The organism is Bowdeniella nasicola, from assembly GCF_001907295.1.
GTDB classification, from domain to species: domain Bacteria; phylum Actinomycetota; class Actinomycetes; order Actinomycetales; family Actinomycetaceae; genus Bowdeniella; species Bowdeniella nasicola.
Genome location: NZ_MQVR01000087.1, coordinates 1 through 10,385, shown reverse-complemented (window position 1 = coordinate 10,385; position 10,385 = coordinate 1). Strand labels below are relative to the sequence as shown.

The 10,385-nt window shown below is 66.2% G+C and carries 11 protein-coding genes; 6 read left to right on the top strand and 5 right to left on the bottom strand.

Annotation, left to right across the window (positions count from 1 at the left end; all coding sequences use genetic code 11):
• Positions 1 to 35: 35 nt before the first annotated feature.
• On the top strand, positions 36 to 350 hold the full coding sequence (locus BSZ39_RS11270) for a hypothetical protein (RefSeq protein WP_143180511.1): 315 nt from the start codon (positions 36 to 38) through the stop codon (positions 348 to 350).
• Here BSZ39_RS11270 and BSZ39_RS11265 read toward each other — a convergent pair.
• From BSZ39_RS11265 to BSZ39_RS11250, 4 genes are read right to left on the bottom strand one after another with little or no spacing between them, the layout of a single operon-like run.
• Positions 347 to 2,146 carry an AMP-dependent synthetase/ligase gene (locus tag BSZ39_RS11265; RefSeq protein WP_073717425.1) on the bottom strand — a complete coding sequence of 600 codons (1,800 nt, stop codon included), beginning with the start codon at positions 2,144 to 2,146 and terminating at the stop codon, positions 347 to 349. The genes BSZ39_RS11270 and BSZ39_RS11265 overlap by 4 nt on opposite strands.
• The gene (gene valS, locus BSZ39_RS11260; protein WP_073717424.1) at positions 2,143 to 4,824 is read right to left on the bottom strand and encodes a valine--tRNA ligase; all 2,682 of its coding nucleotides are present in this window, start codon (positions 4,822 to 4,824) and stop codon (positions 2,143 to 2,145) included. Before valS ends, BSZ39_RS11265 begins: the two co-directional genes overlap by 4 nt.
• 23 nt (positions 4,825 to 4,847) lie before the next feature.
• On the bottom strand, positions 4,848 to 5,054 hold the full coding sequence (locus tag BSZ39_RS11255; RefSeq protein WP_083603308.1) for a helix-turn-helix domain-containing protein: 207 nt from the start codon (positions 5,052 to 5,054) through the stop codon (positions 4,848 to 4,850).
• Positions 5,055 to 5,079: 25 nt separating this feature from the next.
• Positions 5,080 to 5,478, bottom strand: a complete 399-nt coding sequence (locus BSZ39_RS11250) for a DUF2975 domain-containing protein (RefSeq protein WP_073717423.1) — start codon at positions 5,476 to 5,478, stop codon at positions 5,080 to 5,082.
• A 156-nt stretch (positions 5,479 to 5,634) separates the two neighbouring features.
• Between BSZ39_RS11250 and BSZ39_RS11245 the strand changes: the two genes are divergently transcribed.
• The 3 genes from BSZ39_RS11245 to BSZ39_RS11235 are packed head-to-tail and all read left to right on the top strand — an operon-like array spanning position 5,635 to position 7,991.
• Entirely contained in the window at positions 5,635 to 6,789 is a 1,155-nt protein-coding gene (locus BSZ39_RS11245) for an LLM class flavin-dependent oxidoreductase (protein WP_245792507.1), read from the top strand.
• A 10-nt stretch (positions 6,790 to 6,799) separates the two neighbouring features.
• The gene (locus tag BSZ39_RS11240; protein WP_073717421.1) at positions 6,800 to 7,567 is read left to right on the top strand and encodes a CE1759 family FMN reductase; all 768 of its coding nucleotides are present in this window, start codon (positions 6,800 to 6,802) and stop codon (positions 7,565 to 7,567) included.
• Complete coding sequence (locus tag BSZ39_RS11235) at positions 7,542 to 7,991, top strand: MarR family winged helix-turn-helix transcriptional regulator (protein ID WP_073717420.1); 450 nt, start codon at positions 7,542 to 7,544, stop codon at positions 7,989 to 7,991. The genes BSZ39_RS11240 and BSZ39_RS11235 overlap by 26 nt, the downstream gene beginning before the upstream one ends.
• A 5-nt stretch (positions 7,992 to 7,996) precedes the next feature.
• On the opposite strand, the gene proC is transcribed toward BSZ39_RS11235, so the two are convergent.
• Positions 7,997 to 8,812, bottom strand: coding sequence for a pyrroline-5-carboxylate reductase (gene proC / locus BSZ39_RS11230; protein WP_073717419.1), 816 nt, complete (start codon positions 8,810 to 8,812; stop codon positions 7,997 to 7,999).
• 74 nt (positions 8,813 to 8,886) lie between these two features.
• On the opposite strand from proC, the gene BSZ39_RS11225 reads away from it, so the two are divergent.
• Together BSZ39_RS11225 and BSZ39_RS11220 are read left to right on the top strand one after the other, a co-directional pair.
• Positions 8,887 to 9,639 (top strand): SDR family NAD(P)-dependent oxidoreductase, encoded by a 753-nt coding sequence (locus BSZ39_RS11225; protein WP_073717418.1) that lies wholly within the window; start codon positions 8,887 to 8,889, stop codon positions 9,637 to 9,639.
• Positions 9,640 to 9,935: 296 nt separating this feature from the next.
• Complete coding sequence (locus tag BSZ39_RS11220) at positions 9,936 to 10,319, top strand: hypothetical protein (RefSeq protein WP_073717417.1); 384 nt, start codon at positions 9,936 to 9,938, stop codon at positions 10,317 to 10,319.
• The last annotated feature ends 66 nt before the right edge of the window (positions 10,320 to 10,385 follow it).

Here is a 10,385-nt window from a genome sequence, read left to right as displayed (position 1 = left end):
AGTGAGTTGTGGAAGATGAACTCGAGGATCACGCGGTGACCGCCCTGCTGTCCAGCACGACCACCCCGCTACACCACTATGAGGGACTCAACTTCCTGTGCGTCGCCAACGCCCTGGACTCAGCAAGCGGGACCCTCGAGCAGGATGTCTGCATCGGCCTCGAGCGGTGGACAACCGAGCGCGAGATGCACTGGTCGCTTACTTTTACCCGCAGCGAGGAAACGGTGCGAACGGCGCGTCGTAGCGTGCACCGGGCCGAGTCCACTCACAGCAACAACCTCACCCTCATCGCGTATCGCGACGCGGAAGGTGAGGTTGTGCGTTATGAGGTGATCTCGACGCTGCGCTAGCTGTAGAGCGCCTCGATCTCGCTGGCGAACTCTTCGGCGATCGGGCCGCGCTTGATCTTCAGCGACGGCGTGAGCATGCCGTTCGCCTCGGTGAAGTCGGTATCGAGCACCTTGAACTTTCGGATGGACTCGGCGCGCGAGACGGCCTTGTTGGCACGCTCCACGGCTCGGTCGATCGCGGCGATGACCTGCGGGTCGCGCGCGGCCTGCTCGACGCTCATCGTTGGCATCCCGTGGTTCTTCAGCCAGCCGGGCAGCATTTCGGCATCGAGCGTCACGAGCGCACCGATGAATGGCTTGCCTTCGCCGACGACGACGACCTGGCTAACGAGCGGGTGGCCGCGCAGCCGGTCTTCCAGCAGCGTGGGGGCGACGTTCTTGCCGCCCGCGGTCACGATGAGTTCCTTGCGGCGGCCCGTGATCTTCACGTAGCCGTCCTCGTCGATCGACCCGACATCGCCGGTGTGGAACCAGCCGTCGACGAACGCCTCTTCGGTCGCTTCCGGGTTGTTGTGATAGCGCTTGAAGACCCACGGCCCCTTGACCTGGATCTCGCCTTCTTCATCGACGCGGACCGCCACGCCGGAGATCGGCGGGCCCACGGTGCCGATCTTGTTGACGGCCGGCGTATTGACCGACAGCGGCGCCGACGTCTCGGTGAGGCCATAGCCTTCAAGGATCTGCAGGCCGATCCCGCGGAAGAAGTGGCCGAGGCGATCACCGAGCGGGCCGCCACCGGACACGGCGAACTTCGCGCCGCCGAACAGGTCCATGATCTTGTGGTGGACGAGTTTGCCCGCGAGCTTATGCTGCGCGGTCAGGGCCTTCGACGGCCCGGCCTCGGTCTCGAGCGCCCGGGAGTATTCGATCGCGACCTTCGCGGCCCAGCGGAACATCTTGAGCTTCGCGCCGCTGCCGGCTTTCGCGTCGGCGGCGTTGTAGATCTTTTCGAACACGCGCGGCACCGCGAGGACGTACCAGGGCTTGAAGGAGGCGATGTCCTCCAGGAGGTTCTTCGTGTCGGGGCAGTGGCCGACGACGCCCTCGGCGCTGATCGGCAGCAGCTGGATGAAGCGCGCGAACACGTGCGCGAGCGGCAGGAACAGCAGGACGCGCGAGTTCTTGCCGTGCAGCAGCTCCGGCATCCAGTCGCGGCCGTTGCAGGCGAGCCCGACGAAGTTCACGTGGGTGAGCTCGACGCCCTTGGGGCGGCCCGTCGTGCCCGACGTGTAGATGATCGTCATGAGGTCATCGCTGCCGACGGCCCGAGAGCGCTCATCGACGGCCGAATCGGGAACGTCCTTGCCCGCGGCGATCAGCTGGGCGATGCCGTTGCGGTCGAGCGAAAAGACGTTCGCAAGCTTCGGCGCGGCCGAGCGCACGAGATCGGCCATCGCGTGGGTTTCGGTCACGACGGCGGACGTTTCGGAGTCGGTCACGATCCACTCGATCTGCTCGGCGGAGCTGGTCTCGTAGATCGGCACGGAGACGAGGCCCGCATGCGCGATCGCGAAATCGAGCAGCATCCAGTCATAGCTCGTGTGGGCCATGATGCCGAACTTGTCGCCGGGCTGCAGGCCGAGCCCGATGATGCCCTTGGCGACCTGGTGCACGTCGTTGGCGAACGCCTTGGACGTGACCTTCTGCCAGGCCGAGCCGAGCGCGACTTTCCGCTCGACGAGCGTGTGGTTCGGATAGCGACGGACGCGCTCTTCCAGTAGCCACGGCAGCGTCATGCGCTCGTGGATGGGGACGAGCAGCGGGTTGGTGAACTCCCGCGGGGTCGTGGTGGTCATGAGCGGTTCTCCTTCGCCGGGGGCTCATCGAGTTCGTGGTCGGTGACGCGCGGGGCCTCGATATCGGCCTCGGCGATGGTGAGGTCGCCCCTCATGCGCCCGGCCGCGCGCACGTCGGCGAGGGCCGCGGTGACGAGCTCGGCGCTGCCGGTCGGCACCTCGACGCTCGCGTGCGCGATCGTCGTGCGCTGGGAGACCTTGGCCTCCGACTTCGTCTTGCGCAGCTGCGCGAGCACCTGGCCGGTGATCGGCAGGATCGCGGGGTTCGCTTCGGTGCCGGCCGCGGTGCGGATCTCTTCGGCAGTGGGCCATGCGGCCTGGTGCACGGAGCCTTCGCGCCACCAGCTCCACACCTCTTCGGTGGCGAACGGCGCGAACGGCGCGAACAGCCGCAGCAGGGTGTCGACGGCGATGACGAGCGCGGTGCGCGCGGAGGCGACGGCCGCCGGATCGCCCTCGCCGGTCGAGTCGTAGGCGCGGTCCTTGACGAGTTCGAGGTAGTCATCGCAGAACGTCCAGAAGAACGTCTCGGATGTATCCAGCGCGCGCGTGTGGTCGAATGCGGTGAACGCATCCGTCGCGATCTCGACGACGTGCGCGAGCTCGGCGAGCATCGCGCGGTCGATCGGCTGGGTGACGGCCGCGGGATCGACGACGATCTCGCCGTCGCCCATCGTGAGCGCGAACTTGGAGGCGTTGAGGATCTTGATGGCGAGGCGCCGCCCGATCTTCATCTGCTTTTCCTCAAACGCCGCATCGGCGCCGAGCCGCGCGGAGGCGGCCCAGTAGCGCACGGCGTCGGAGCCGTACTGCTCGAGCAGCCCCATGGGGGTGACAACGTTGCCCTTGGACTTGCTCATCTTTTTGCGGTCCGGATCGAGGATCCAGCCGGAGATCGTCGCCGACCGCCACGGCAGCGCGTCGAACTCGTGGTGCGCGCGCACGACGGTGGAAAACAGCCACGTGCGGATGATGTCCTGGCCCTGCGGTCGCACGTCCATCGGGTAGACGCGCTCAAACAGGTCTTCGTCGCGCAGCCAGCCGCCCGCGATCTGCGGGGTGAGCGAGGACGTCGCCCAGGTGTCCATGATGTCGATTTCGCCGACGAAACCGCCCGGCTTGCCGCGCTGATCCGCGGTGTAGCCCGCGGGCACATCGATCGACGGGTCGATCGGCAGCAGCGACTCATCGGGGGCGATAACGTCGTCGTAGTTGACCTCGCCGTCGTCACCGACGCGGTACCACACGGGGATCGGCACGCCGAAGAAGCGCTGGCGGGAGATGAGCCAGTCAGTGTTGAGCCCGTTGACCCAGTTCTCGTAGCGCACGCGCATGAAGGTGGGATGGAAGTCGAGGTCGGTGCCGCGCTTGAGCAGCGACTCGCGCAGGTCCGCGCCGCCGTGCGTGCTCGCTTCACGGCCGCCGTTCTTGATGTACCACTGGCGCGAGGGGACGATCTCCAGGGGCCTGTCGCCCTTTTCGAAGAAGTTCGTCATGCGTTTGGTCGGGCGCGGCTCGCCGATGAGGTCACCGGAGGCAGCAAGAGCATCGACGACGGCCTTGCGGGCGCTAAACGTCGTCTTGCCCGCCATCTCCTCGTACAGGGCGCGGCCCGACTCGCTGGTAATCCACTCGGGGGTCTCCGCGAGGATCCGGCCGCCCCGGCCGAGGATCGCACGCATCGGCAGGTCGAGCTCGCGCCACCACTGGACGTCGGTGAGGTCGCCGAACGTACAGCACATCGCGATGCCGGCGCCCTTGTCCATCTCGGCGGCGGCATGCGCGAGCACCGGCAGTTCTACGCCGAACAGCGGCGAGGTGACCGTCGTGCCAAACAGGTGCTGGTAGCGCTCATCGTCCGGGTGCGCGATGAGGGCGACACAGGCCGGCAGCAGTTCGGGGCGCGTCGTGTCGATCTCGACGGTGCCGCCATCCGGCGTGTGGAACGTGATGAGGTGGTAATGGCCGGGGTATTCGCGGGCCTCGAGCTCTGCCTGGGCGACGGCCGTCTGGAACGTCACGTCCCACAGGCCCGGCGCGGCCGCCTGATAGGCCTCGCCGCGCGCAAGGTTGCGCAGAAACGCGGTCTGCGCGACCTGCTGGGCGTCGCTCCCGATCGTCCGATACGTGTGCTTCCAGTCGACGGACAGGCCGAGGTAGCGCCATAGGTGCTCGAACTGGCGCTCGTCTTCCTCGGTCAGCCGCTCGCACAGTTCGATGAAGTTCTTGCGGGAGATCGGCTGCTGGTCGGCTGCCTTTATCGACTTGCCTTCGCCGCCATCATGCGGCGGCACGAAGTCCGGGTCGTAGGGCAGCGTCGGATCGCAGCGCACGCCGTAGTAGTTCTGGACGCGACGCTCGGTCGGCAGGCCGTTATCGTCCCAACCCATCGGGTAGAAGACGGACTTGCCGCGCATCCGCTGGAAGCGGGCGACGACATCGGTGTGAGTGTAGGAAAAGACGTGCCCGACGTGCAGCGAACCCGAGACGGTGGGCGGGGGAGTGTCGATCGAAAAAACGTTTTCGCGGCTCGCCTCGCGGTCAAAGGAGTAGGTGCCTTGCATCTCCCACGCCTGACCCCAGCGCTCTTCGAGGCCATCCGCGCTGACCCGATCCGGCGCCTCCGGGGCGCGGTAGGTCGCAGGGCTCGCGGGTTGCTGTCTATCGGTACTCGTCATGGGCCCCATTGTTCCATGACGCCTTACAAATCGTGGTATTCCAGCACGTCGCCCGGCTGACAGTTCAACGCCTCACAAATGGCTTCCAGCGTCGTGAACCGGATCGCCTTCGCGCGGCCGTTCTTTAACACCGCGAGGTTTGCCTGCGTAATACCGATGAGTTCGGCGGCTTCGCCGACGCTGATGCCGCGCTCGGCCAGCAGCACGTCGAGTTTGACGCGGATCGCCATTAGATCACCCCCGCGAGTTCGTCGGTTAAGAAGACCGCCGACGCGAGCAACGAGCACAACACGATGAGCAGCAGGCCGACGCGACGATGGCGGCCACCAGGGCGAGTTCCACCGGCGGGGACATCGCGGCCGCGCCATAGGCCAGGTAGCCGAAGACTGCCGCGCAGATTCCAGTCGCGACGAAGGCCGTGGCGATCATGACGCCGACCCAGCGCAGGGCATCGGCGCGGAAGATCTCGCCCCGGTTGGTCTTGGCCAACAGGGCGCCCGTCGCTACGATGACGACCTCGATGCAGCCGACGGTGAGGATCGCGGCGGCAAGGATCGGGTACTGCAGATAGGCGAACTCCGGAAATTCGCGCGCCGCCTCGGCCGCGAGCAGTGGGAGGAACAGGACCTGCACGAGCAGGCACCCGAGAAACATCACCGCAAGGCCGGCAAACAGGGCGCGTTGTACCCCGGCGGGGCTTGATAGGGATCGTCATATATCGATTGGCGATAGATATCTATCGAAAGTCAATAGATCGTGTGGGTCGGGAATATATCGCCGCCGGCTCCCGTTGTCGTATATAGTTCAAATTTGAAACAACCCAAGGAGCATGCGATGCAGTTCGGCGTCTTTACCATTGGCGACGTCACCCAGGACCCGACCAGCGGGAGAACCCCGAGCGAACACCAGCGGATCTTCGACACCGTGAAGATCGCCAAACATGCCGAGGACGTTGGCTTCGACGTGTTCGCCACCGGCCAGCACCACAACCCGCCGTTCATCGCGCCGGGCAACCCACCGGTCCTCCTTTCCTACCTTGCGGCGCAGACAGAGACGATCATTTTGTCCACCGCGACGACGCTCATCACGACGATGGATCCCGTGCGACTCGCCGAAGACTACGCCTACCTCCAGCACCTCGCAGGCGGTCGCATCGACCTCACGATGGGCCGCGGCAACACCGGCCCCGTCTATCCCTGGTTCGGCAAAGACATCCGCAAGGGCATCGACCTCGCGATCGAGAACTACGCGCTGCTGCACCGCCTGTGGCGCGAGGAGGACGTCGACTGGTCGGGCACCTTCCGCACCCGGTTGCAGTCCTTCACTGCGACCCCCCGCCCGCTCGACGGCGTCGCACCCTTCGTCTGGCACGGCTCGATCCGCTCCCCGCAGATCGCCGAACAGGCCGCCTACTACGGCGACGGGTTCTTCCACAACAACATCTTCTGGAACAAGGAACACACCCAGCAGATGGTCCGCCTGTACCGCCGCCGCTACGAGCACTACGGCCACGGCGCCGCGCACCAGGCCTACGTTGCCCTCGGCGGCCAGGCCTTCATGCGCAAGAATTCCCAGGACGCGATCCGCGAATTCCGTCCCTACTTCGATAACGCTCCCGTCTACGGACATGGCCCCTCGATGGAGGACTTCATGGAGATGACGCCGCTCACCGTCGGTAGCCCGCAGCAGGTGATCGACCGCACGCTGCAGTTCCGCGAGTGGGTCGGCGACTACCAGCGCCAGATGTTCCTCATCGACCACGCGGGACTACCGACCGACGTCGTCCTCGAACAGCTCGACATGTTCGGCGAGTACGTTCTGCCGGTGCTGCGCAAGGAGTTCGCAATCGGGCGTCCTGCCGACGTGCCCGACGCCCCGACGCACGCCTTCCTGCGCGAGCGCAAAGCCCGCGGAGACGAGCCCATTGCCGGCGGCGGCCTCGACGCCCCCGCCAACCAGAACTAGGAGGCCTCTCATGCTCGACACAACTCAGACCACCGCCGCGCGCTGGCCTCGCATCGCGGTCGTCTCGGCAGGACTGTCCGACCCGTCCTCGACGCGGCTGCTCGCCGACCGCCTCACCCGCGCCACGACGAGCGCCCTCGCCGAACGCGGTACCGGCGACGGCGAGACCCCCGCCGACGTCACCGTCATCGAACTGCGCCCGCTCGCGGCCGCGATCTCCTCGGCTCTCGTAACGTTCACGTTCGCGCCCGAACTGCAGCGCGCCGTCGACACGGTCGCCCACGCCGACGCCCTCATCGCCGTCAGTCCGACGTTCAAGGCATCGTACTCGGGCCTGTTTAAATCGTTTTTTGACCTGCTCGACGACGAGGCCCTCGTCGGCACCCCCGTCCTGCTCGGCGCGACGGGCGGTACCACCCGCCACTCGCTCATGATCGATACCGCCATGCGCCCGCTGTTCGCCTACGCGAAGGCCGCAACAATTCCGACAGCCGTCTTCGCGGCGACCGATGACTGGGGCAGCATCGAAGGTGAGGCCGACGACGGTACGCCGGCCCTTGCGACCCGCATCGAGGCCGCCGGCCAGGCCCTCGCTGCCGCACTCCCGGCGAGCCCCGCACCCCGCCCCGCCACTGACGGAACCAGCACGTCTGGCCGGGTAGCCGCGCAGCCCGAGGCCGCCACCTCCCGGATGGACGGCCGCGATGGCCTGACGGGAACGCTGTACGACAACGACCTGGAGGTGACGGACTTTGCCACCCTCCTCGCCCGCATCTAGCGCGCACTGGCAGGCCTGGCGTGCCTACTTCGAGACGACAGCGCTGCTCGAGGCGCGCCTGGAAGCCAGCCTGAAATCCACTGCCGGACTGACGCTTGCCGACTACAACATCCTGCTCGCGCTGAGTGAGGCCGACGGCGCTCAGCTGCGCCTGGGCGAACTCGCGGACCGCGTCGTCTTCTCGCCCTCGCGTCTGACCTACCGCATCCGCGAACTGCAGCGCCGCGGGCTCATCGAGCGCATCGCCGACGCCACCGACGGGCGCGGCGCGAGTGCCCGGCTCACCGCTGCTGGGAGCACTGCCTTCCGCGACGCTGCCCGTATCCACGCAAGGGACGTCACCTCGGCCATGCTCGCGGAGCTATCCGATGACGAGGCCGCTGCGCTCTACCGCGTCTTTACGCGGGTCCGCGCCGCCCTGTAATCGCCTTACTTCGCGCCGAGCTCCTTATCCTTTGCCACGACGGCATCGACCCCGTCGACGACGGCGGGCGTAAACCCGGCCTTTTCCATCGCGACGGTCCCGGCGACGGTCGTGCCGCCGGGGGAGGAGACCATGTCGACGAGGTCCGCGGGCGTCAGGCCGTCGTCGGCCTTGTCGAGCACCATCTGCGCCGAGCCGAGCACGGCCTGCGCCGCGATCCGCACGGCGAGCTTTTTCGGGATGCCGTTCTTCACGCCGCCGCGCGCGAGCGCATCGATGAACGAGAACACGAACGCGGGCGAGGATCCCGCCAGCGCGGTGTAGGCGGAAAAGTCCGACTCATCCAGCTCGATCGCATCCCCGACCTGCTTAAACAGGTCGACGACGGTCGTCACATCCTCATCGGTCGCGTGCTTATTGCCCGTCACGGCGGCCATGCCCGAACCCACCATGGCGTTGACATTCGGCATGACGCGCACGCAGCGCGTGCCCTTCGGCGTGAGCTTGCCGATCGCCTTCAAGCCGATCCCGGCGGCGATCGAGACGATGAGCGGATCGTTTTCCGCGACAACGTCGCTGACCTCATCGAGCACGAGCGGAATAATGTGCGGCTTGACCGCGAGGATGACGACGTCGGCGCATTCGGCCACCGAAATATTCGAGTCCATCGTGCGCACGCCGAGCTTGTCCGCGACGGCGCCGCGCGCATCCTTCGAGGCGTCGGTGACGACGATGTCATCGCTCTTCACTCCGCCGGCGAGCATCCCGCCGATAATCGCCGAAGCCATGTTGCCGGCACCAATAAATCCGTAGGTCGTCACGTGTTTGTCTCCTCGCGCAGTCCGTGGGCTGGGTCACTGTTGAGCGTGCCTTCCCATGGTGACACACTGGCGTCATGGGTGAGAAGCAGCGTCATGCGCTCATCACGGGCGCGTCCACCGGAATTGGAAAAGCAACGGCTCTGCGCCTGGCCCGCGCGGGCTGGCAGGTGACCGCCTCCGCGCGTCGCGCCGACCGCCTCGCGGCCCTGCGCGAAGAGTGCGGATGCCACGTCGTTCCCGCCGATCTCACCAAGGCCGACGACGTCGCCGCGCTCGTCTCGGCCGCGACCGAGTACGCGCCGATCAACTCGCTCGTCAATGTCGCGGGCGGTGCCCTGGGCGTTGATTCCGTCGCCGACGCGGACCTGGAGCGCTGGGCGACGATGTATGACCGCAACGTCCTTGGCGCCCTTGCCCTGACGCGCGCCGTGCTGCCGGCTATGCGCGAGCGCGGCCGCGGCGACCTCGTCTTCCTCACCTCGACGGCCGCCCACGACACCTACCCGGGCGGCGGCGGGTATGTCGCGGCGAAACACGCCGAACGCATCATCGCGAACACGCTGCGCCAGGAGCTCGTCGGCGAAAACATCCGCGTCATCGAAATCGCGCCCGGCATGGTCAAGACCGAGGAGTTTTCCCTCAACCGGCTCGGCGACCAGGCCAAAGCTGATGCCGTCTACGCGGGGGTCGACGCGCCTCTCGTCGCCGACGATATTGCGCAGACGATCGAGTTCGCCCTGACCGTGCCCGACCACGTTAACATCGACTCGCTCATCATCCGCCCGGTCGCGCAGGCCACGAACACCCTCGTGCACCGCGACTCCTAAAACCTGACCCACCGCCGGGCCAATCCGCCCCGGATATGATGGGGCCATGGAATCCTCCATCGATGAAACGCGCGAAGCTCGCGCGCACGCGAAAGACTCTCGTAGCTGAGGTTTCGTTCTGTTGGGTGCGGCAGTCGGCGCTCGCCTCGGCCTCATCGCGTACGTGCAGAACTGGTTCTGATACGCCGAATTAACGCTCCGCAGGGTTTCCGTAGATCTCTCGAAACTCGCCGATAGCCGCCATCTTGGTTCGCATGTGCTGTGTTGAGAAGCGGATAGGCCTCGGCTAGGGCGTGATGACCAACATTTTGCGACGCGAGAAGATGACGCAACCGGCTCGTTCGGTGTACCCATTCGACTTCTGGTCGTTTTGCTGCTTGCTCTTGGCGGGGCTCGGTGTGGTCTTCATGTACCTCGGGCTGTTTTTCAAAACGAACCAAGAATGCGCCCGCCTTGCGCCCCCGGATGGACTCGCGCCCGACCTCGTCATCGAATTCTTCCCGCCCCGCGCCACGTGCGTGCACCAGGCCACGGGGCAGGTCGAAGTCATCAGGGACTTCACGACGTGGGGGATTGCGGTCCTGTTTCTTACAGCCCTGGGTATCTTCGTCCTGACTCGCCACCGCCGGTCACCCCAAGGACGCCGCTCGACCTCGGTCAAGTCCCTTGTAGTGGTGTAACGGCGTTTTCCTCTCGTTTGGGGTTTTAGCTTGCTAGTGCGGGCGTGTCGGTATCGGTCATGGTCG